Here is a 24583-nt window from a genome sequence, read left to right on the forward strand (position 1 = left end):
AAATTTCATACTACAAATAGTGTTTTTATACGCTTATTTCTTGGGGATACAATTTACGTAATCGGCTTATATGAGCTTGATGATAGCGGTTATGGTCAGCTATATGCCAAATTCCCCACCTAATTGTAGCCGTTTGACCTTTTTCATAATAGACTTCGCGGGTTAAATCCGCTTCCGTTAGTTTCATACATTCATCATAAAACATATTTTGAACATCTTGATAAGATTGCATGAGTTCTTGCAAAGAACCTTTTTGGATATTAGGTAATTCTCCTTTTTCATTAAGCATAGGGCCATATTTTTCTTGTAATGATATTGGAACTTGCACACCTTTCAGGCGAAATACCCAATGTAAATCTACAACAGCTAAATGTTGCAACAATTGTCCAATACTATTCTCATCATTAGCAGGACCTTTATAATATAGTTCTCCTTTTCCCACGCCTTCTACTAAGTCTCTTAATCTTTTGAATGTGTCACTTACAGTAGCATATAATATTGCAACGTGCGGATTCATATCCCTTTCTAAATATAAATCTTTCATTGTATTTCTCCCATCCAACTCTTTATCTTCTCATTGATTTCATTGGCCTGTTCATGATGAATATAGTGATTTGTACTTGGAAGTATAACTTTTTCCGTTCGTGAAGGGATGTTTGACAGTTCATTCTGCGTCTTCTCCCAATTTTCATAGCCATTATTTGTGGAAGAAAATTGCAATACCGGCATGGTTCCTAAATTTCCATTTTCTATTATCTTTTTTCCGTTTTTACTCATTGAATCTAATTCTTCTTTCATATTTCGGTTATTTGTATTTTTAAGAGCCATTGAAACTTTGAGTTCCTGTAATTCTCTCGGTAAATTAGGGATATCTATAAACATATGATCCATCAGTCCAAACAACGATAACGTGCGCAATATTCCGATATTTTTACCTATATTCATAGTATACCAACTAACATTCATACCTATATCCATTTTAAAATTCTTTGCATACTCTGGACTAATTCCATCAATAAAGACTAACCCTACAATTTCATTTGGATATAACTGTGCATACCGAATGCTTTCTAACACCCCCATCGAATGTCCTACTAATATAAAAGGAGGTTTCTCGCCTGATCTCATTAATAATGAACGCAATTCATTTACAATTGTATCAATATCTCTACTTTTCTCTGTTTGTTCACTATATCCATAACCAGGCCGTTCATATACAACTATTCTATTTTCTTTCTCCAATTGATGATAAAGCGGATAAAAATCCGCATACGGTGTTGTCGTACCGCTTCCTGCTGTCATCACGATCGTTGGTTTATCTTCACGTTTCCCTGTTGTAAAAATGTGCATATCATGATTGTTAACTTCAATTACCTTACCAGGTACTTTCATATCGTTATTTACAGAAACAGCTTGATATAGTGTGCTAGCCATAAAAACAATGAACGCAATAAACAATGCAATCCGCTTCTTGCTTTTAAACATCCGCTACTCCTTTTCTATAACTTTTAAATAAATAAAACCATTAATTCATCATCACGATATATTCCATTCATTTTTAGAGCCTTACTTTCTATCCCATACGTTGCAAACCCCATTGATTGATACAGTTTTTTCGCTACTTCATTATCTGAAACAACCCCTAAATTAATTTTCTCTATTTCTAGTTCTTTTGCTTTTTCAATTAACGCTCGAATTAAACCTTTTGCTAAACCTTTCCCTCTACTTTGATGATCCACATACATCGCAACAAGATGTCCTTTATGTTGATAAGCTGCTTTTTGCTCCGTAAGCAACGTGACTACACCTAGCAATCTATTTTCTTCATTAAAAGCACCGAATGTGTAACTCGTTTTTGAATTTAAATTTTGAGCAACTTCCTCCACGGGATTTTCTTTTTGCATCGCTTCTTCATACGTTGTTACAAATGCATCTGGATTTACTTGCAATGCTTGTAAACGTAAGGCCCAATATTGTACTGCATCTAATTCTGATAAAATTCGAAGCATTTATATACATCCTCTCATCATTAAGTTTCTAAATTTAACCCACAATTGTTTACATAATAATATTATATATTACATGTTATTAATAATTTCATATTCTTCTTTCAACATACTAAAGCGATAACGATTAATAAATACACCTTCTCGCAATCTATCATTTCTCATAATTCCTTCACAAACGAATCCAGCTTTTTCATAACTTTTAATTGCTTTTACGTTATCGACATCAACGCGTAGCCACACTTTCTCTAAACCAAACTCATAAAATCCAATTTGTAACATGCTGTATAACGCTGCAATCCCATATTTGCGTCCCCAATATTCTTTATTCCCAATTGCAATTCCTAATTCAGCATTTTTATTCGTTTTATCAAAGTTTTTCAGATCAACCCAGCCGATATGCACACCATCTTCAGAAACAATAGCTCTTTGTTCATACTCATTTTCACGATTCATACACATCTTAATCCATCTTCTTGTCTCATCACGTGTAAAAGGTGGATATTGATCGGGTACAACTAAATGTTTTGTCACTTCTTTATCTAATGACCATTGATATCGATCTTCTATATCATCTAATGTAAGTTCTCTTAATACAATAACTGGTACATTCATTTTTCTATCTCCCCTTTATTTCCCTACAGAAAACCCCTCAAACAACCTGCCTCCATATTTTTCTAGCGTTCCTTCTATAAAATCAATCAGTTTCACCTTCTCACCAGTTCTATAAAAATGATCAAAAGCCTCTACAAACTCTTCCGCAAATACTTCATCATATTTTCTTAAAACGCGAATAAACCATTTAGAATTCCCCACCCATTGTCCGTTTACTCTAAGAACATATTCATGAACTAAATCAGCGAGAAGATTCGCGATAAACAATTCCTCTTCCCTCTTTGTTGTCCCAATAAAATCGTCTAATGCATCTGTTAGAAAGTACCGTTTCTGTCTCATAAGCTCTTCTGTCCATTTTTCAGGACCTTGATCTATTAATTGCCTAGCTTCTTGTTTTAAGCTTGTTACAATTTCTTTTTCTCCCCTTAACACAATTCCTTCAGAGACAAGTTGAGGTAGCGTCGGCTTCCCTCTCTCACAATCACTTTTAAAATATTTTTTATATGTTTCAAAATTATGTACAAACACTTCCACTGGCCAACCGTTACTAATAAAAGATTCGCGATAACAATTGGGTAGCTTACTATCAATGATGATAATATCAAGATCAGATGTTTTTGTTGCTTCCCCCCTTGCAACACTTCCTCCTAATAATGCAACATCGCAATTTAAAAATTGTAATTTGATAATTTTTTGTGCAGCGTCGATTGCTTTCATGCGGTTTTCCTTCTTTCATTTTCTTTTTTATTTTTCCTTGCCTAAAATATGTACTTACGATATATTCGACACTATTTCTTATTTTCCTAGTTTTTTTCTTCCGGTACGGTATGTGAAATTAATCATACCTAAAAACAAAATCACTTTATATAAAGTGATTTCTTCATGCTCTACTGGTTGTTTTCATGGCCAATCAAACTTTTACTGTAGTAAGATATTTTTATGAAAAGATGCCCCTAAATATCTTACTTAACTAAAGAAGGAATTTTGATTTATTTCATCTCGTATTTCTCACTTTCCCCTTAATGTTATTCGGTTCAGACTGTACTCGGCCAAAATGTCTAATGGATTGATTATTCTCTTCCTTGTTCTCTGTTCACACTTTTCAGCAGCATCTACCATTGATAATTGTGCAACCGAAATAATCTGATTTTCATCTTTCATGAGCTGATATATATACTTACTCACTTTATCATCATATTCTTCTTTACGTCCTTGTATAATTAATTCAAAAGTATCTTCAATAATCATTACTTTAATATCTATAGATTTCTGTTTTTGCTGTGCATATTGATTCAAGCGCTTCACTGTCCCAGTGACAGTACTAGGATTTGTGAATAATATCGTTTGCGGCCCTTCAACCTTACATATCATTTCAAAGAATGATTCATCAATTTTTAATATAGGTTTTGCAATTAAAAACTCTTCCTCCTGTACTAGCGTGATATAATTTGTACATGTAATTAGAACTGCATCTATATTACTTTCTGCTATCCACTTCAGCTGATCCTTCAACTTGTTTTGGGCTTGCTTTCTTCCAAACCCTTTATCACTTTCCATCCTCTTAGATAATATGGGATCTACAAAGTGGATCAATTCTATCTCAAATAATTCAAATGCCCTCTCTATATACGCAATATTTGAATGATGAGCATGTAAACAAGCTAGTTTTTTCATTTTTATCACACCTTTTTCATTTTGGCTTTGTCCATGTAAAGTGTTGATATTTTGAGATATAAAAAATCAACACCTGCAAAAATGGTGATTTTTTCGTATTTTACTGTTTAAGATGCTGTAAAATTAATCCTTTACCATTTTCATCAGCAGTAGCAAATGAAAAATCTGCTCGCTTTTGGTTAAATGCAAATGATTCAAGCCAATATCGATAGCAATCAGCTACATGAATACGAGTCTTTATAATGCTATCACTTCCAAAATTCGGAACGGTGCTGTGCAACTTTTGCAGTGGGATTCCTTCTAAAAAGATAAATAAAGTTTCCCTGGTAGAGCTAATAAAGCCATATTGTTGCTATAAAACATTTAACATTCAATACCACTCCCCTTTATTTACGTCATACGCAATATAAATATAGAAACTAACTCTATACTCACCAGGATGAAACCTTTTTCACTTTAGAAACCTTATGTAAGAATATAGGCACTCTTGTTTTATTACGTATATTTCCTCACAATCATTCTTAAGGTTCCTATGTAACAGGTCCCTAGCTGCTGTATAGTTTAATAGCGTAATTAATTTTGATAAATTGTCCATCTAAAATAACTCATTCAGATTGGTGAAATCCACGACTTGTTTAATAATGAATAAACTCATCACCTTTCATTCGCTATATTACGATCAAAATCCTTCATTATAAAAGGTAAATTGAAACAATGACGTTTTTTTCTTCATCCTCTAGCTTCTTTACTTCTGCTGAATTTTGATGTGAGGATCTTACTACCTCTAGAATAGTGGAAAAAATACTAAACAACAAAATCTTACATACTCTTTTACAATTTTTTTGTATTTATACCAATCTTTTTTTGCATTTACCTACCTAAAATTGCTAATATAGTAGAGTAGAACAATTATAGAGAGAAGGAAAATTATGCACAATGGAATTCGAATGACGACCTTAGTAAAAAGAGCATTGTTGATTTGCGTCGGGGTATTATTTTTATATGAAGCGGTTTATGGATCAACTCATATTGCTTTAGCAAGTACGGAAGATGAAACAAAATCCGTTCAACTTGTAAGTGAAATTCAAACTGCTCTAACTCCAAAAGAAGCTCCAAAGCAATATAACGGACAAGTGAGAAAAGTTGCTTACTTAACATTTGACGATGGTCCTGGCAAATACACTGCTGAGCTGTTAGACATGTTGAAAAAAGAAGATGCGAAAGCTACATTTTTCCTTATTGGAGCAAATGTTAAAGCATTTCCTGATCTTGTAAAGCGTGAAGATGCTGAAGGACATTATGTTGGTATGCACAGTATGACACATAACTATAAAAAACTTTATACAGAAGGTCGTTATGTGGATGAAATGAAAGAAGACCAAGGCTTAATCGCTGGCGTTATCGGAAAATCACCTGTATTAACTCGTCCATCTTACGGATCTATGCCTGGATTAAATGAAGCGCTTCGTAATAAAGTTGTCGAAAACAGTCTAAAAGTTTGGGACTGGACAATTGATTCCTTAGACTGGAGATACAATAAAATGCCAGTAGACGCTGCTGCTGCACAAATTGTACAAAATGTTCTCGCTGGTGCAACAAACCCAACAGAGGTCATTTTAATGCACGATATTCATCCACAATCTGTGAAAGCTGTACCTGCTATTATTAAAGGTCTAAAAGAAAAAGGTTATGAATTTGAAAGTTATCATGAAGATGAACATTTCCCATTAAACTTCTGGCATGATAAACGCATTTAACGAAAAAAGGCTTGATTTTCTTCTTTAGAAAATCAAGTCTTTTTTCATTTCTTTTAGAAAATTGCTGATAATAATTTTGCAATTTCACTTATCAAAATACCAACTACTGCGAAATCAGAATCACCAAATGTTGTATTTTCAAAACCTAATCCGCCTAATACCGGTAATAACAATGCTGGTAAGAACGATATAAGTAATCCATTTACAAAGGCTCCTAAAATAGCTCCTCTTCTTCCCCCAGTTGCATTTCCAAACACACCCGCTGTTGCGCCTGTAAAGAAATGAGGAATAAGACCTGGTACAATGACACTTAGACCAACTATTGGAAGAATAAACATAGACAATAATCCAGCAACGAAACTTGTTAAGAATCCGATAATAACTGCGTTTGGCGCAAACGGGAAGATTGTTGGACAATCTAACGCTGGTTTCGCATTTGGTACAAGCTTATCTGCAATCCCTTTAAATGCAGGTACAATTTCCGCAATCAACATACGAACACCCGCTAAAATAATGTACACACCTGCCGCAAACGTAATCGCCTGCATGAAAGAATAGACAAGGTAGTTTTGTCCGTTACTAAGTTCTGTTTCAATAAATTGTTTTCCCGCGAATGGTGCGACAATAAAGAATAGAATTGCCATTGTGAGTGACATAGAAACCGATGTATCACGTAGAAATCCTAGAAACTTCGGCACTTGAATTTGCTCTGTAGATTTTTCTTTATTTCCAAATTTACTACCGACAAAACCTGCTGCCAAATACCCAACAGATCCAAAATGTCCAATTGCAATATCATCCATACCTGTGATTTTTCTTACATATGGCTGTAATAGTGCTGGAAAAATTACCATGAGTAGTCCTAAAAGGATAGATCCCATCATTACAAGTGAAAAACCTTTTAGTCCTGCTGTAGAAAATACAGCGGAAATTAAACATGCCATAAAAAGCGTATGATGTCCAGTTAAAAATACATATTTAAATTTTGTAAATCGAGCGATAAGTAAATTCACAATCATCCCAAATACCATAATAAACGCTGTTTCTTTTCCTAGTGTTTGCTGAGCAATCGCAACGACAGCTTCATTATTTGGAATAATTCCTTTTATATGGAACGCTTTATCAAACATTTTTCCAAAAACATCTAGCGCTCCAATTAATATTGTGGCTCCGCCTCCTAGTACAACGAAGCCCATAATTGTTTTTAATGTCCCGGACACTGTATCAGCAAAACTTTTCTTTTGTAAGAGTAAACCACACATCGCAAATAATCCAACAAGTATTGCTGGTTGTCCTAAAATATCTTTCATGATTAAGTCAAACATAACACTGCTCCTCCCTCAGATGTTTAACACTTTCTTACATCAGATGTTTTTGCAATGCCTCTTTAATTTCATTTTGATCTAAAATGTTTGTTAACCCTGCCACTGTACGAACACCATCTTCAAGATTACAAATGATATCCTTTGCTCCTAAATATAAATCTGCTTGTTCTGATTTACTTGATGCTAAATCTGTATGAGAAACTTCAGCTTGTAAACCAAGCTCCCCTAAAATCTTCTTCACATTCATCTCCACAATAAAGCTACTTCCTAATCCATTTCCACAAACAACTAATACTTTTTTCATTTTACTTCCCCCTTAATTAGAATATTTAGCTATCATTTCTAGCATTTGTTCTTTTGAATTTGAATGAATTAATGTTTCTACATTTTCAGGTTGAGATAGCATATCGCTTAATTGTGCCAATGCTTTTAAATGTGTTTCATTATCAATCGCTGCCAGAACAATGATTAAATTTGCAGCGTGCTCTTGCTTTTCTGAAAATGAAATACTTTCTTTCAACTGTAATAAACTCATACCTAACTTTTTCACTCCCGCTTCAGGGCGAGCATGAGGAATTGCAATTTTAGGTGCAATCACGATGTAAGGTCCTAACTTGTTTACATTCGCAATCATTTCTTGAATGTATTCTTCTGAAATATACTCCGTTTGTAACAACGGTTTAGCTGCCACTTGAATTGCTTCCTCCCAAGAATCAACACGATCCTGAAGCTGAATATATTCTCTCGTCAATAGTTCGTTTAACATAGGTTTGTATTTCTCCTCCTTGCACAAATGCGCTGGACCACTTATAAACTCTCTCAATTCTTTCTTTAATGAATATTCGTCTATCACATTCGCATATTTTTGAATAACCTGCATCATAATATCAACTGAATCATTTTGATCCTTGCTAAATAATGCTGCATTTACTTTTCTGAGTAGCGATGCTTTTTCAGAATCTGTTAAAATAGGATTCACCATAAAAATAGGTATTGTCCCCTTCTCTAATTCAGTTGTAGTAATAATACAATCTACGTCAAATGTATGTGACTCATATTCTCGCTTTGAGATCGCTTGCAAAATATCAATACTCGAAAATAATTGCTCTAATTGATATTGCAACATACGCGATGTACCAATCCCATTTGGACAAACAAGTAGAGCTGTTTTCCTAGGATTGGGAACGATTCCCTCTTTCCTCATCCAAGCACCAAAATGCATAGTGATATACGCAATTTCATCTTCTGAAAGTTGTTTTCCAACATGTTCTTCAAAATGATGCACCACTTTTTTCGTAAGGATATATACTTCTTCATAACTTTTTTGAATCATATGCAGTAATGGATTTTCGATTTCAATTCCATATTTCACACGATAAAACGTTGGTTTCATATGCAGATATAAATCTGAAGCAAGTCCCGTAAAATCTTGAAATATAACACAAGCATAGTGCTGAAAATCCTTTATCATACGATCTACGATAAAATGGATACCTTTCACATCATTCTTTTCATACTCTTTTTGCTGAGCATTTACTTTTGCACCTAATAAATGAGTCGTAATATAATAAATCTCATCTTTTGGAAACTTCACATGTAACAATTTTTCAAACTGCTTTCCAATATATTTCGCTGCTTCAAAATGTTTTGTTTCACGAAGAACATCTTTTTCAGCTTCTTCCATTTCAACGCATTGTCCTTTAACAATACGATTGTGAAACAAGTACATGTAAACGCTTAAATTTTCAAGCACCTCATCTGTATATTGAACACCTAAAAACTCTTCGCAATTTGATAAAATACTTTTTATTACAAACAGTTCTTCTTGCTCTTTCTTGTTCTTTTCACTTTCTTCACGATTTACAATCCGTCTTACATGAGATATTAAATATTCCCATCCATGCTTTGCAATTAACTGTGAAAGATAAAAGGTGAGTAGATTTCGTTTTCCTTGTTCAGTACCTTCGATATAATATCCCTGCTTACGATTAAAGTGTAAAGAGAGCTTAAACTTCAACAAGTCTGCTTTCATTTTTTTCAAATCAGTAAGTGTCGTATTACGACTTACCTGTACAAGATCAATTAAATCTTCTAATAAGATTCTTTTTTCTTTCGTTAATACATACAAAGCTAACCAAGCTTTTCGTTCTTGTGGAGAATAATCGTATTGAGCCATTGTAAATCCGTGTAGCTTTTGAATGACCGTTTGTTTTGTTTCATCATCTAAACAATATCCGAATGAGCGAACATATTTGATTGGTGCTAAGTGCTCTGTCTGTAACCAATCATCTACTTTCTTCATATCGTAATAAACTGTTCTTTTAGAGATTTGTAATACTTCCATAAGTTGCTCTACAGAAGTATAGCCATCCGCTTGAATAATTTGCTGTAAAATAGCGGTACTGCGGTGATCTAATATCATATATGATGTACATCCTTTCTATACTTGTTTTGATTTGTCTTGCAAGTATAGATACTAACTTTGCAAAATTAGATTTTTAAAATCACTTTCTACTACTATAGTATCTCTTCTTTCTTACAAAATTAAGTCCAAATTATCGTTTTTATATCGTGCAACGATTGTACCTTTTTATATCATAATCATATAGTAACAGTATGGTATGTGAAATTATAAAAAATATGTTATCATTTTTCTTCATACAACAAAAAATCCTACTCATATGGTATTGTTCCATACGAATAGGATTTCATTATATGAAGTTATTCAGTTGTACCTTCTTGCGTTGTTTTTACCTTCGTTTTATTTTTATCACGATGATTATAGTTATACTTCGAACGATCTACTGGCGTAAATCCTTCCGGTGTGTAGAATCGGAGTAAATCCCCATTTACAACTTGGTCAGAAAACTTAAGTTTCTGCTGAACCATTTGTTCATTTTGTTTGATTTCATCTGTTACTTCTACAGATTTTCCAGTAGTTGTATCATAATACTTTCCGTTCAGTGCAGTAACCGTCGGACTTACATAATTACCATTACGGAATGCCACAACTTGCTTATGCTCTGGCGATAATAAATCCGTACCAAATTGGATATAATTTTTTGTATCCGTACCTAGTAAATGTAACAACGTTGGAAGGACATCGATTTCTCCACCGTATTGATGCTGAACTCCGCCCTGCATACCTGGAACACGAATAATTAATGGTACACGTTGCAATTGTGCATTTTCAAATGAATTGATTTCTTTACCCATTATTTTTGACATTGCTGCATTATGGTTATCTGAAATACCGTAATGATCTCCATACATAACAATAATGGAATTATCATATAAACCAGATTGCTTCAAATAATCCATAAAGCTTTTTACAGCTTCATCTAAATAACGTGCTGTTTGGAAATACGTATCTACAGATGAATCGCCTGTTTTAGCTGGTTCAATTGTCGCTTCTTCCTTATTTATTGGATAAGGGAAATGATTTGATAGTGTAATAAATTTCGTATAGAACGGTTGTTTTAACGTTTGTAACAACGGAATAGATTCATTAAAGAATGGCTTATCTTTCAAACCATAGTTTACAACATCTTTCTCATTCATATCGTAATAGGTTGCGTCAAAGAATTTATTGAAACCAAATGATTTGTAAATATCATCACGGTTCCAGAATGTTTTATAGTTACCATGAAACACTGCAGATGTGTATCCTTGTTGTCCTAAAATAGCTGGTGCGGATTGATACGTATTATGAGATTTTGTTGTAAATACAGACCCTTGTGGTAATCCAAACATTGAATTCTCTAACATGAACTCCGCATCAGACGTTTTACCTTGTCCTGTTTGGTGGAAAAAATTATCAAAGTACAAGGTATTCGCATCTTTCGTAAATGAATTTAAAAATGGTGTTACCTCTTGACCATTCAAATTGTAATCAATTAAGAAGTTTTGGAACGATTCTAAATGAATGTAAATAACATTCATACCTTTTCCCTTACCGAAATAATCTGGATTTGGGCTTGCATAGTTAGATGCGATAAAGTTTCGCACACCTGTCATACTATCTCCATCAGCTAATGCTCGTTCCGTTGATGCTTTCATACTTTGAATCCCATCATAAATCGTATAGTTGTATGCTCCTAAATATTTTACAATATAGTTTCTGTCAAATGTTCTTGTTAATAATTCAGGACGATCCTTTTCTGCTAATCCTAAATTAACACTAAAAATTAAAATTGCTGAGATAAATACAAGCGAAAGTTTATGCTTTGCAACACGAATAGGTTTTGGGTTTGCAAATTTCGTTACTACTAATACAAGTAAAATAATTGTATCTAAGAAATACAATGGGTCATACGGTTGTAATAATGCAAGAATACTTCCGCCTAATTCTCCGAAGTTATTCGTCTGTGTTAACGTCGGAAACGTAATAAAATCACTGAAAAAGCGATAATATACAACGTTCGCATATAAAAGACTTGTCATGAGTAAGTTAATGATAATTAACCATACATATGATTTTCTTCCTTTTGCAAATAATGCCAGTCCTAAAAATAGAACTGCTGAGCTTAGCGGGTTGAAAAATAGTAAAAACTTTTGGATTGTATTTGATATTCCTAAGTTAAATTCTGTCACATATGCTGCATATGTTTTCAACCAGAACAACACAACCGCAAATACGAAAAAACCGAAGTGATTACTTAAAACACGTCTGCTCTTTAACAATAATTGTTTCATCTCTCCACCTCTTTTAATCATCCAAGGCTTATTTTTTATAAGTCTATCTCTCTTTTTATGTGTCTTCTCCAAATAGTCTTCTCAATTATTTAACCATGTGAAGAATATTAGTAATTATAAGTTTAAACTTTTATTTATTCAACTATTTCTTATGAAATATGTTGACCTAGATATATATTTAATGAAATACATTTGTAACATTTTTTCATCGTTAAAATCTAATGACCACCCGTGTAACAAGATACAATTACTATAAACCTTTATAATCTACTTCGCAAACATTCTTATTTCCAAAATTACCAATTGGATTTATTGTTACTAATTTATTCATGTGAAGAAATTAGTAACAACATCTAAAATGCCAACAAAAATAAACCCTTTACTCTTTTAAAGTAAAGGGTTTATTTGGATCTATTATTTACCTTGGTACATTGCATCCACTTGTTTTTGAAGTTCTTCATTTTCTAAGAACTCATCGTATGTTGCTTCTTTATCGATTACACCGTTTGGCGTTACTTCGATAATACGGTTTGCAATTGTTTGTACGAACTGATGGTCGTGAGATGTAAATAGTAATGTTCCTTTAAATGCGATTAAACCGTTGTTTAATGCTGTGATAGACTCAAGGTCTAAATGGTTCGTTGGATCATCAAGTGTTAATACGTTTGCGCCACTTAACATCATTTTAGAAAGCATACAACGAACTTTTTCTCCACCAGAAAGTACAGAAACATTTTTCTTTACTTCTTCACCAGAGAATAGCATACGACCTAAGAAACCACGTAAGAAGCTTTCTGTTTCATCTTGTGGGGAGAACTGACGTAACCATTCAACTAAGTTATATTCACTGTTCTCGAAGTACTTAGAGTTATCTCTTGGGAAGTAAGCTTGAGATGTTGTAACGCCCCACTTAAATGAACCGCTATCTGGCTCCATTTCGCCCATAAGAATTTTAAATAATGTTGTCATTGCAATATCATTACGTCCGATAAATGCAACTTTATCACCTTTATTTAATGTGAAGTATACATTATCTAATACCTTTTCTCCATCAATCGTTTTTGAAAGACCTTCAACAGTTAATAAGTCATTTCCTACTTCACGCTCTGGTGTGAAACCAACGAATGGATAACGACGTGATGATGGTTTAATATCATCTAATGTAATTTTATCTAATAATTTTTTACGAGAAGTCGCTTGCTTCGCTTTAGATGCGTTTGAACTAAAGCGTGCGATGAAGTTTTGTAACTCTTTTACTTTCTCTTCTTTTTTCTTATTTGCATCCTGTGTTAGTTTTAATGCTAATTGGCTTGACTCATACCAGAAGTCATAGTTACCAACATATAATTGAATTTTACCGAAATCAAGATCCGCCATGTGCGTACATACTTTATTTAAGAAGTGACGGTCATGGGATACAACGATAACTGTATTTTCAAAGTTCATTAAGAAGTTTTCTAACCATTGAATCGCTTTTAAGTCTAAATGGTTGGTAGGCTCATCTAGTAATAGAATGTCAGGTTGACCAAATAGTGCTTGAGCAAGTAATACTTTTACTTTTTCTGCCCCTGTTAACTCAGACATCTTTTTATCATGAAGATCTTCTCCAATGCCTAATCCTTTTAAAAGGATTGCAGCTTCAGATTCAGCTTCCCAACCGTTTAACTCAGCAAATTCACCTTCAAGTTCTGCCGCGCGCATACCATCTTCATCACTGAAATCTTCTTTCATGTAAATCGCATTTTTTTCTTGCATTACTTTGTAAAGACGTGTGTGACCCATAATTACTGTTTCTAATACAGGAAACTCTTCGTATTCGAAATGGTTCTGTTTTAATACTGCTAAACGCTCACCTGGCGTAATATGCACATCGCCTGTTGATGGGTCAATTTCTCCAGATAAAATCTTTAGAAATGTTGATTTACCAGCACCGTTTGCTCCGATTAAACCATAGCAGTTACCTGGTGTGAATTTTATGTTAACATCTTCAAATAATTTTCTGTCCGCAAAGCGTAATCCTACGTTACTAACTGTAATCATGTGGTTCCTCCAATTTTGATACTTTTATATACATACTTCACTTACTATAACATATTTAGCCATCTAAAGGTATATCTAATCATCTTTCTATTTCAGCAATCGAAATTTTCTATTTTAAGTCAAAAATAAAAAAACACTTAAAAGAAATCATAAAGAAACGGTCTATGTAATGGAATCAAATGTTCAAGCTCTTCTACTTCTTTCTCAGTTCCTGAAAGAGTACCAATTTCGTATAGTTCTAATGGACGCTTATATCCAAATAACATTGCTGATAAATCATTTATATTTAAATGGATTCCTCGACTGTTCTGCGTTTCTTTTTCTTCGTTATGAATCATTACTATTTCTTTATTCTGTAATTGAACCGTCACATTATTCCATGGTGCAAATGAGTCTGAAATATGTAAAATAACTTCATTTTGTTGATTACTCCAAACAAATGAATATTGATTTAAAAACTGCTCCACGTCTACAATTCGAGTCATAAAATAAGGAGTGATTTCAGCCTTAACTCGAGGCTCTTGTAAAGTATAAAGTAATGGCTCTGTTTCACTTAGTATCATCTTAAGGTCTTTTATCATCGAATCATGCTGACAAATAAAATTCCAAAGTCCATTTCTAGCTTCATTGTTTAGCGGTACAAATTCTTCTACTGTCATTTTTGAATCATTTATTTTGTACAACATATAACCAGTAGCTTCATTTTCTTCATTGTAATAGACTGCCGCCGTCAAATCATGATAAACTGCCTGCCTCCACCATTCACGGCTGCGAACTAACATACCTGCAAACCGTTTCGCAAACGTTTCATATATTGCCTCAATTTCATTTGGATGATTATCTTTATTAAAGCGTCTTATATTCCCTTTTACATGCTTTTGCATCACTAAATCACTCTTCGTCATTGAACATATGAAACGGTTTGCAAATAGTTCCCATCCATACTTTCTGTAAAATGAAACTGCAAATGGATGTAACATAGATACGCTAAATCCGTCTTGTTTCATTTTTTGCAGCGCATACTTCAATAATTCTTTTACATGTCCACTCCGTCTATACTCTGGGTATGTCGCCACCCCTGCAATTCCACCCATTTTAAAAATTTCATCACCAATATTTATTTCTAACGGAAGAAGATGCAGTTTTGCTGCAAGGTGATCACTTTCCAAAACCCCAAACAGTTGATGGTGTTTTTTCATTAATGTAAGGCGCTGTTCAATCTGATCTTCCGGTACTTTATATTGAAAAGCATATTCAGATAAGGTAATGGCTTCTTTATATTGGTGCTCTGCTAATTCAACTACTTTCATAAATATTTCCTCCTATCCCCTTTATTACATTCGTACTCATACAGTTGAACTATCCGCCACTTAACGTCCTTACAGACTGTTTGAAGTGGAGGATTCCTACGAACACCAAATTAATCCTCGGTTATCTTAGTAGGCTAACCCCGTAGTTCCTACGGTTAGAAGTCTTATGGCTTCATTTTTAAGGTTTTGTCCTGCGTTAATATCTCTGTCATGATGCATATCACAAGAAGGGCACTCCCATTCACGGAGGTTTAGATTCTTAACGTCTTTGTTTTGGTAGCCACAACAAGAACAAAGCTGACTGGAAGCGAATGTTTTAGACACAGCGATGACTTGTTTGCCGTACCATTTTGCTTTGTACACTAACATCTTTCTAAATTGCGACCAAGATACTTCACTTATGGCTTTCGCTAATCTATGGTTTTTTCGCATATTCGATACTTGCAAATCTTCAATACCAATGATGTCGTGGTTTTTGACAATTTCGGTAGAGACTTTTTGCAAGTAATCTGTTCTTGCGTTTGTGATGTACTCATGGATTCTTGCAACTTGAATCCGTTGCTTATTCCAATTTGAAGAACCTTTCACACGTTTGGAAAGAATACGCTGTGCTTTCGCTAATTTTTCTTCAAGCTTACGAAACCATTTTGGGTTAGAGAACACCTCTCCAGTTGAAAGAACAGCAAAATCTTTTAATCCAACGTCTACACCAACAGCCGAACCCGTTTTAGGTAATTCCTGCACTTCTGTTTCAACAAGAAGTGAAACAAAATATTTACCGCTTGGATTACGTCTAACGGTAGCGTTTAGACTACGCCCATGTACTTCACGACTTTTCACAAAGCGAATAAGACCAAGTTTTGGTAACTTTATTTTGTCGGCTACAACCGCAATATTTCCGTTGGTGTGCTTCGTTTGGTAGGACTGTACTTTGTTCCTTTTAGACTTAAATCGCGGGGCATCATTTTGTTTTTCAAAGAAGCGAGCAAACGCATCTGCAAGATTGCTGACAGATGACTGTAATGCAGTGCTGTCTACTTCTTTTAACCAAACAAATTCTTTCTTCAGCTTAGGAAGTTCTGCTGAACATGTTCCATACGCTAACCCCTTTCCCGCTTCCTTATATGCATCGTTCCATTTAGAAAGGAAATGATTAAATACAAATTGAGAACAGCCAATTGTTTTATTGATTAAAGTTGCTTGTTCTTTGTTTGGGTATATCCGGAATTTGTATGCTTTATTGACAATCATGACTTTCACCTCCCCTACATGCCGCAATATCCATATTATACTATTTTTGATATGTTTCTTCCTATCATTTCAGGAGTAGAAACATAAAAAAAACAAACAGTATCCTTAACATTCTTTTAGAAAGAGTGGATGCCTACAAAGCGCAAAAGGGTTTTGGTACTCGTACGCAAGCTATTTTTCATTTATTACAAGTAGCGCTCGAACAGTCGGACAATCGAGACGACAAATTGCCATCTCTTGTCCGAAGGCAATTCATCCCCCACCTACTTATTGGGCTACACCCTTCACATTTCTTGAGGTGGGGGTATTCTCGCCTATTTTAGATAAAAAACATCCTTTTGAATTTAATTACTTCGCATCAATTATTTTCTTTTTATAACTCTGTATTTTACTCGTTAACCCTATTAATGCAGGTAACAAAATCGGCATAATAATTAAAGCTAATAGTAAAAGGGCAATGCCAACAACTGCTGCAACTTGTATAAGCGTTAATACACCAGAAGGAATTAACGCTGCAAATGTCCCTCCTAAAATAAGCGCCGCTGATAATACGACTCCTCCTATATGACGAGATGCTGTTACAATTTTTGTTATTGAATCTCCTTCCAATTCGTTATAGCGCATCATTAAGAAAATGCTATAATCCACTCCTAAGGCGACAATCATAATGAAGCTAAAGAATGGAACATTCCAGCTTAGTGACTCTACATTTAATAAGTGTGAACTAATTTGTTCACTTATACCAAGTGATGTAAAGTACACTAAAATTAATGAACCGATAATAAAGATTGAATGTAAGAATGAACGGGTAATAACGATTAATACAAGCGCAATACCGATTAACATAATCGTAGCTGTACGTAAGAAATCTTGTTGTGTTACTTCTTTTAAATCAACGTTTCTAGCTGTTGTCCCGCCGATTGCTTTTTTCGCACTCTTTAATTCTGTACCATTTAAAGTACCGTCTACTGTTTTATTAATCTCTTGAATGATTGGCATCGCCTCTTTTGAATACGGATTTACATTTAAAATGATTGTCATTTTAGCAGTCTTTCTATCATGTGACATATACGTATTCAATGCTTTCTGAAAATCTTCTCCTTCTAAAACTTCTTTTGGAATATAAAATTTCTCAGAACTTTTCGATTCATTAAGATCGCTTAAATACTTTTGAGCATCCTGCAAACCGTTGCTTACTTTTCCAAGTCCTTCTGTACTTTTAGATAAACCGGATTGCAATTGCCCCATCTTTTCTTGCAAATCTTTAAGCCCAGTTAATAGCTGCCCTTGCCCATCGTTTATTTTCGTTAAACCAGATTGCAAATCAGCTGACTTGTTCGCAATTTCTTTTGAACCTGTAGCTCCTTCGTTCAATCCATTTTTTAGTTCGGCAGCTCCTTTTTGTAACTCAGTAACTCCATTATTCATTTCCTTTAAGCCGTTATCTACTTTCATTAATGACTGATTCGCCTCTTTAAATGAATTCATAGCTGCTTTGTGCTGCACAGTTAATTGATTTAACTCATTTGAAAGTCCACTTAGTTGCTTCTGAGCCCCCTTTGCAATTCCTAATGTTTGCTGTACGTTAGGATCATTTGCTAGTTCTGGCTTTGTTCTAATTAAATTGTTCATTAACGTTTCAATTTGTTCGTATCCTTTTTTCGCACCATCAATCGCTTGTGAAATATTTTCGAAGTATTGATCGTAAGAACTTAAACCTTTTTCTAACTGAGCATAACCCGCATGAAGCTGTGAAGTTGCATTAGATAAAACATTTATATTTTCGTTTAATGAGGCTAATCCATCCTCAATTTGTTTCGCTCCTTGTGCTCCATCGTTTATGCCTTTCGTTAATTGATTTAAAGCCGTTCCTAATGCCGACACACCATTTTCCGCCTCATTTGTTCCATCAATTAGCTTTTGAACATTTGCAAGACTATTTGAGTCATTCCCACCCATTTTATCTTTAGCATCAGTTAGTCCGTCATTAATTTCTTTTATGCCACCATTGGCATCTCCTATGCCTGTATTCAGTTCTCCCGCCTGTTTATTTAAATATAATTCTTTAATCTTATCTCCAGTTGGACGCGTCGGTGAATATACTTCTGAAACCTCTTTAACTTTCGAAATTTTATCAGCTAGTTCATCTAAAGTTTGTAAAGAAGTCGTCTCATCTAGCTTTTGATCAGATTGAATTACCAACGTACTTGGTGAAGAAAAACCAGGCGAAAAATGCTCTTCTATTACGTTAATCCCCATCTTTGATTCATACTTATTATCCACTTCAAATAAATCATTATAATTAAGAGTGTTAGAATATTTTAATACGAAAGGAATTGATATTACGAATACAATGATTAAAGCAACAAATGGTCTTACTACTGAGTTTTTCGCAAAGAATCCCCATAAACGACTATCCTCATGCTCTTTAAATGTTTTAACTGGATAAAACATTCCTCTTCCTAATAACACCATGAAAAAAGGATTTAAAGTGATTAATACAAGTAATAATACTGCAATCCCAATCGCTACTGCCGAAGTAGCTTGATACAATTTAAAACTTGCTAAAATGAGTGATGCAAAACCTATAAGCACTGCCACCCCACTATATAATACGGTTTTTCCTGCCGATTTAAATGTCTCTTTCGTAGCTAAAAATACATTTTCTTGGTTGCTTAATTCTTCTTTAAATCTCGTATATAACAAAATGTTATAATCTGTTCCTACTCCAAATAGAACAACGACTAAAAAGACTTGGGTAAAATTTGAAAATGGAAAATGAAATTGATCTACCAGATGAGCAATTACTCCCATTGAAACTAAATAGGATATCCCAACTGTAAGAAGAGAAACAATCGGAACAATTGGTGAACGGAAAACAACAATTAAAACAACAAGAATGAAAATGATTGAGATAACTTCTGTTTTTTGTACTCCCTCTTGTGTAGATTTAAGAAAATCATCTCCTATTAAATCACTTCCTGTTAAATACGTTTTCACACTTTCTGGTTTCATTTTATTATGAAGCTCATTTGCAACTTTTGATATTTCACCATGTTTTTTATCTACCGATATTTGTGTTAAAATAGTCGTATTATCTTTAGAGACTAATTGTTTCTCCAAGTCTTTATTATCTAGATGTGAAACAATTTCTTTAATTCCTAATTGCTCTTTTTCATTTTGTAAAGAATTGATAACTTTCGCTATTTCCTCTTTTTGTTCACTTGTTAAAGCCGTCTTACTCCCGCTATTAAACACGGCTATAATTTCATACTTTTCAACGCCCTCCTGATCCATTTCTTTTATCATCTTGTCAGCAATACTACTTTGCTCTGTTTTAGGAATAGTAATTTGCCCTTTCTCTTTCACTAATCTATCCATATTAGGCATCGTTACTATCATAGTAATAGTAATAACTATCCATAATAGAAAAGATAAACTTCTCCAATTCTTTAGCTTACTCATGTTGATCCTCTCCCGCTATTTGAGTTTTAGATTAGAATAGGAATGAATATTCATTCCTATTCTAATCTTTTTTTACGGAATGAACGTTCATTCCTATTCTTTTAAAGCTATAGAATCAATTGATTCTAATAGCATTCCAAGAACTTTCTTCCAATTCTTTTACCAATTCTTTTGTGTATTTTAATTCCCCTGTCGCCATTACTTTAATTAATTTTTCAATTGGTTGATATACAATAATAATTAAAGCAACTGGCGGTAATGGACGAAGAAAACCTTTTTCGATTCCATCCTCTATAATATTCATAAAGAAGCCCATAAAATCATCAAATATTTCCTTACTATGTTCATCGAGAAAATAACTATCACAGTGAGAATTTGTAAAAAGAAAAGCATCCACATTGTGTCTCGCAAATTCAAATAAACGGTTGTACGTATGACTAAACTGTTCACGAATATTTGCATCAACTGGAAAATCAGTTTTTATTAATTCAGATAATTGTAAAACGCACTTTGTAAATAAAGAATTAACGAGCGACTCTTTATTTTCGAAATAACGATAAATGGTACCTGCACCTACATTTGCTTTTTCAGCAATCATCGGGATTGTTGTACCATCATAACCTCGCTCTGCGAAAAGTTGCATAGCAGCATCAAAAATATCGTCTTGTTTGTTTTTAGCCATTTTTCCCACCTCAATTTCCAGGAATGAAAATTCATTCCGTTTTTTATTATAAATTACACTGCTTAAAAGTCAAGTGTTGGGCAAAGATAGTACATCGTACATTTCCTAACTTCTCTTCTTTTAATTGTATGACGTTCATATGTCGCAACTTGAAATATAATATATCAGCGATTCGCCAAAAGTTATCAAATTCCCAACAAATATCGATATGGATTCATATAAAAAAGGCAAATGCATTACGCATCTGCCTCTCATCATATTACTTAGCTAACTTTTGAAGTTCTTCAAAAAATGTAGGATACGATACCCCTACTGCTGCTGCATCTTGGATCGTTGTTTCTCCTTCAGCTATACAGCCGGCAATCGCAAGCATCATTCCGATGCGGTGATCACCGTAACTATGTACTGTATTGCCTTTTAAAGTTGATTTACCGTAAATAATCATTCCGTCATCTGTTGCTTCAATCCGAGCTCCTAGTTTCGTTAGTTCGGCAACAACTGTGTCGATACGATTCGTTTCTTTCACTTTTAGCTCATGTGCATCTTTAATAACCGTAATTCCCTCAGCTTGCGTTGCTGCTAATGCGATAATTGGAATTTCATCGATTAACTTTGGAATAATATCCCCGCCAATTTCGATTCCTTTTAGTGAAGATGTTTCAATCGTAATGTTTGCAGCTGGCTCTGATGCTCCTTTGTTAATTAGTTCTACAGTGAACGTAGCACCCATTCTCTCTAAAACATCTATAATACCTGTACGAGTCGGATTCATTCCTACATTTTGTAATTGTATTTTACTATTTGGAATGATCGCTCCTGCTACTAAGAAAAACGCTGCTGATGATACGTCACCTGGAACTTGAACGTCTGTTCCAGTTAATTTTTGGCCACCTGCTAGTTTTACAGTTTTCCCTTCACGAGTTACTGTAACACCAAACGCCTCTAACATTCTTTCTGTATGGTCTCGTGAAATGTGCGGTTCTGTAACAGCTGTTACACCTTCTGCGCAAAGACCTGCAAGTAAAATAGCTGACTTTACTTGTGCACTTGCAACTGGGGAAGTGTATTGGATTGCTTTTAACGCTCCACCTCTTATTGTTAGCGGTGTGTACGTCCCGCCTTCTCGGCCATCAATGTTGGCACCCATTTGCTTTAATGGATCTGTTACACGTTTCATCGGTCTTTTTGCAATAGAAGCATCTCCTTGTACACAAGAAAAGAATGGCGTGTTTGCCAATATTCCTGACATTAAACGTATCGTAGTTCCAGAATTACCGACATCTAATACAGCTTTTGGTTCTTGTAAACCTTCAATTCCTTTTCCGATTACAGTAACTTCATCACCGTTTTGCGTAATATCTACTCCCATTTCTTTAAAGCAAGAAATAGTACTTAAACAGTCTGCACCAGGTAGGAAGCCTTTAATTGTTGTTTTTCCCTCTGCAATTGCGCCGAACATCACAGCGCGGTGTGAAATGGATTTATCACCAGGAATTGTAATGGTACCGTTCAATCCGTTATTAACAGGTTGTATAGTTCTTTCTTTCACGTTTTCACCTTCTCATTTAAATTGTTTCATATGTTTGGTATTCTTCTTTTCCAAGCGCTAGTTTTGCTTTCATACGATCTTCCTCTATTTGAAAGCTAATTCGTAACACCCCAAGCAACCCTTCACGCGCTTCTAATATTTGCAAGTTCGTAATACTAATTTCTTCGCGCGCCAAAATGCTCGTAATATGAGCTAATGCCCCTACTTTATCTAAAACATCGACGTATAAGTCATAATAGGCAGGAATAGCTCCTCTTTTTCTCACTGGTAAAGAATCACGATATTCTTTCGCATCTGCAAAGTAGTTTTGTATTTCACTGGCATCTCCTATAGAAACCGTCTTATATAACTCTTCCATTTCAGAGATCCACTCTTTTAATAATACCATTAAATGCTCACGATTTTGCTTTACAATGTCACTCCACATTTTCGGACTGCTAGATGCGATACGTGTAATATCTTTAAATCCACCGGCAGCTAGTTGATGAATGAGCGGATTATCTCCTGCATGTTTCTCGACTTGTTTTACTAATCCTGCCGCAATAAGATGCGGAAAATGGCTAACGATTCCTGTTACATAATCGTGTTCTTCTGTATTTAAGACGAGAAAATGTGATCCTGTCCCTTTTAACAATACTTTTAGCTCTTCCACTTGATCATTTGACACATGATTCATCGGTGTTAAAATGTAAAATGCATTTTCAAATAAATGCGCCTTTGCACTTTCGACACCAGTTTTATGAGACCCTGCCATCGGATGTCCGCCAATGAAAGAAACTTTCTTTGAAAATAAAGCTTCCGCTTCATTCATAATTGTTCCTTTTGTACTTCCAACATCGGTCACTATTACATCATCTCGTAAACGAAATGACGCTAGTTTGTGTAATAACTTCTTCGTTTCTTCAACTGGAGAGGCAAAAACAATTAAATTTGCCTCTTCACATGCACGCTGCAAATCTATTGCCACTTCATCTACTACATGCAATTCTTTCGCACGCTCTACCTGCTCTTTAAATATATCATAACCTGTTATCGTTACATCGTGCTCTTTCTTAATTGCTAATGCGAGAGAGCCTCCTATTAATCCTGTTCCAATTAATACTACCTTTTTACACATTGGTCTCATCTCGAGACTTATGTTTTTTATTTTCAAAGTGTTGCTTTAACACTGAAATCACTCCTTCATTTTGTTCCCTTGTTCCGATTGTAATACGAACGCCGTTTGGAAACGGACGAATAATAAACCCTGTGTGTGCGCAAGCTTCATAAATTTCTCCAGCATCATCTACCGGCAAGAAGATGAAGTTTGTTTGCGACGGATAGAATGGAATTTCATTTTCCTTACAAAAACTTTCGTATTGCTGTAGCCCCTCTTTATTAACACGTACTATCTTTTCAATAAACGACTCATCACTTAAGGCAATCATTGCTGCTTTTTGTGCCAATGTAGATACGTTAAACGGCAAACGTACGACATTTAATTTCTCGATTAATTCTTCATGTCCAATCGCATACCCAGCGCGGAATGATGCTAATCCGTATGCTTTAGAAAACGTTCTTAATGTAAGAATGTTTTTATGTTTTTCTAGAAGCGGTAATGTCTCTGGGAAATCTTTTGCTGTTACGTATTCATAGTACGCTTCATCAATGACAATTAACGTATTTTTACTAATTCCCTCAATGAATTGAGTCAATTTTCGATCATTTACATATGTGCCCGTCGGATTATTCGGATTACAAATCCATACGATTTTTGTGTTGTGATCGATTGCTTTAGTGATTGCATCTAAGTCATATGCCCCTTCATTAAGTGGCACTTCTTTCACTTCACAACCTTCAATTACTGCATGATGACGATATTGCGGGAACGTTTCTCCCGCTGTTACAATATTATCGCCTGCGCGGAGCACTGTACGACTGATGATTTGAATGACTTCATCAAGTCCACTTCCACATATGATTTGTTCCTTTTGAACTTGCAGTTTTTCTGCGATTGTTTCGCGGAGTTCTACAGCTCCTCCATCAGGATATAAAGCATGTTCCTCCCACACTTTTTGTAATTCTTCCATCACACGCGGTGAACAACCAAATGGATTTTCATTTGATGCTAATTTTACAAATGAATGATCTCCATATACTTCTTTCATTTGCTGCGCTGATTTACCTGGCTTGTATGGCTGTAATGATGATAATTGCTCTTTTACCTTCATTTAT

At 34.6% G+C, this 24583-nt stretch carries 19 protein-coding genes and 1 pseudogene; 1 reads left to right on the forward strand and 19 read right to left on the reverse strand.

Features of this window, described 5'->3' with window-relative positions; all coding sequences use genetic code 11:
* Window positions 1-25: 25 nt before the first annotated feature.
* From AC1M36_RS01080 to AC1M36_RS01110, 7 genes and pseudogenes are all read right to left on the reverse strand, one after another.
* Window positions 26-544 (reverse strand): DinB family protein, encoded by a 519-nt coding sequence (locus AC1M36_RS01080; RefSeq protein WP_336451299.1) that lies wholly within the window; start codon window positions 542-544, stop codon window positions 26-28.
* Window positions 541-1485 carry an alpha/beta fold hydrolase gene (locus AC1M36_RS01085; RefSeq protein WP_336451300.1) on the reverse strand — a complete coding sequence of 315 codons (945 nt, stop codon included), beginning with the start codon at window positions 1483-1485 and terminating at the stop codon, window positions 541-543. The genes AC1M36_RS01080 and AC1M36_RS01085 overlap by 4 nt, the downstream gene beginning before the upstream one ends.
* A 23-nt stretch (window positions 1486-1508) precedes the next feature.
* Window positions 1509-2009: a GNAT family N-acetyltransferase gene (locus AC1M36_RS01090; RefSeq protein WP_336451301.1), complete on the reverse strand. Its 501-nt coding sequence runs from the start codon at window positions 2007-2009 to the stop codon at window positions 1509-1511.
* Window positions 2010-2078: 69 nt separating this feature from the next.
* On the reverse strand, window positions 2079-2621 hold the full coding sequence (locus AC1M36_RS01095; RefSeq protein ID WP_479845509.1) for a GNAT family N-acetyltransferase: 543 nt from the start codon (window positions 2619-2621) through the stop codon (window positions 2079-2081).
* Between the two features lie 15 nt (window positions 2622-2636).
* Complete coding sequence (locus tag AC1M36_RS01100; RefSeq protein WP_336451303.1) at window positions 2637-3338, reverse strand: nucleotidyltransferase domain-containing protein; 702 nt, start codon at window positions 3336-3338, stop codon at window positions 2637-2639.
* Window positions 3339-3629: 291 nt separating this feature from the next.
* Window positions 3630-4295, reverse strand: a complete 666-nt coding sequence (locus tag AC1M36_RS01105; protein WP_336451304.1) for a hypothetical protein — start codon at window positions 4293-4295, stop codon at window positions 3630-3632.
* Between the two features lie 139 nt (window positions 4296-4434).
* Window positions 4435-4632, reverse strand: a pseudogene (locus AC1M36_RS01110) (DinB family protein); the annotation flags it as partial.
* Window positions 4633-5224: 592 nt separating this feature from the next.
* On the opposite strand from AC1M36_RS01110, the gene AC1M36_RS01115 reads away from it, so the two are divergent.
* Entirely contained in the window at window positions 5225-6052 is an 828-nt protein-coding gene (locus tag AC1M36_RS01115) for a peptidoglycan-N-acetylglucosamine deacetylase (protein WP_479845510.1), read from the forward strand.
* A gap of 53 nt (window positions 6053-6105) precedes the next feature.
* Here AC1M36_RS01115 and AC1M36_RS01120 read toward each other — a convergent pair whose 3' ends face one another.
* The 12 genes from AC1M36_RS01120 to hisC all read right to left on the reverse strand — a co-directional run bounded on the left by AC1M36_RS01120 (window position 6106) and on the right by hisC (window position 24579).
* A complete protein-coding gene (locus AC1M36_RS01120; protein WP_479845511.1) occupies window positions 6106-7377 on the reverse strand; it encodes a PTS ascorbate transporter subunit IIC in 1272 nt (423 codons plus the stop codon).
* Window positions 7378-7411: 34 nt separating this feature from the next.
* Window positions 7412-7681: a PTS sugar transporter subunit IIB gene (locus AC1M36_RS01125; RefSeq protein ID WP_000757314.1), complete on the reverse strand. Its 270-nt coding sequence runs from the start codon at window positions 7679-7681 to the stop codon at window positions 7412-7414.
* Between the two features lie 12 nt (window positions 7682-7693).
* Window positions 7694-9799 (reverse strand): BglG family transcription antiterminator, encoded by a 2106-nt coding sequence (locus AC1M36_RS01130; protein ID WP_336451307.1) that lies wholly within the window; start codon window positions 9797-9799, stop codon window positions 7694-7696.
* A 299-nt stretch (window positions 9800-10098) separates the two neighbouring features.
* Complete coding sequence (gene ltaS / locus AC1M36_RS01135; RefSeq protein WP_336451308.1) at window positions 10099-12072, reverse strand: lipoteichoic acid synthase; 1974 nt, start codon at window positions 12070-12072, stop codon at window positions 10099-10101.
* 414 nt (window positions 12073-12486) lie between these two features.
* Window positions 12487-14112 carry an ABC-F family ATP-binding cassette domain-containing protein gene (locus AC1M36_RS01140; RefSeq protein WP_017151930.1) on the reverse strand — a complete coding sequence of 542 codons (1626 nt, stop codon included), beginning with the start codon at window positions 14110-14112 and terminating at the stop codon, window positions 12487-12489.
* Between the two features lie 137 nt (window positions 14113-14249).
* Window positions 14250-15422: a GNAT family N-acetyltransferase gene (locus AC1M36_RS01145; RefSeq protein ID WP_336451309.1), complete on the reverse strand. Its 1173-nt coding sequence runs from the start codon at window positions 15420-15422 to the stop codon at window positions 14250-14252.
* A gap of 126 nt (window positions 15423-15548) precedes the next feature.
* Window positions 15549-16673 (reverse strand): IS200/IS605 family element RNA-guided endonuclease TnpB, encoded by a 1125-nt coding sequence (tnpB, locus tag AC1M36_RS01150; RefSeq protein ID WP_336451310.1) that lies wholly within the window; start codon window positions 16671-16673, stop codon window positions 15549-15551.
* A gap of 348 nt (window positions 16674-17021) precedes the next feature.
* A complete protein-coding gene (locus tag AC1M36_RS01155) occupies window positions 17022-20138 on the reverse strand; it encodes an MMPL family transporter (RefSeq protein WP_336451311.1) in 3117 nt (1038 codons plus the stop codon).
* 115 nt (window positions 20139-20253) lie between these two features.
* Window positions 20254-20820, reverse strand: coding sequence for a TetR/AcrR family transcriptional regulator (locus tag AC1M36_RS01160; protein ID WP_336451312.1), 567 nt, complete (start codon window positions 20818-20820; stop codon window positions 20254-20256).
* 259 nt (window positions 20821-21079) lie between these two features.
* Window positions 21080-22369: a 3-phosphoshikimate 1-carboxyvinyltransferase gene (gene aroA, locus AC1M36_RS01165; RefSeq protein WP_336451313.1), complete on the reverse strand. Its 1290-nt coding sequence runs from the start codon at window positions 22367-22369 to the stop codon at window positions 21080-21082.
* 16 nt (window positions 22370-22385) lie between these two features.
* Window positions 22386-23486 carry a prephenate dehydrogenase gene (tyrA, locus tag AC1M36_RS01170; RefSeq protein WP_336451314.1) on the reverse strand — a complete coding sequence of 367 codons (1101 nt, stop codon included), beginning with the start codon at window positions 23484-23486 and terminating at the stop codon, window positions 22386-22388.
* A complete protein-coding gene (hisC, locus tag AC1M36_RS01175; protein ID WP_336451315.1) occupies window positions 23479-24579 on the reverse strand; it encodes a histidinol-phosphate transaminase in 1101 nt (366 codons plus the stop codon). The genes tyrA and hisC overlap by 8 nt, the downstream gene beginning before the upstream one ends.
* Window positions 24580-24583 lie beyond the last annotated feature (4 nt).

The sequence above is a fragment of the Bacillus sp. Medicinal_06 genome (assembly GCF_056711665.1).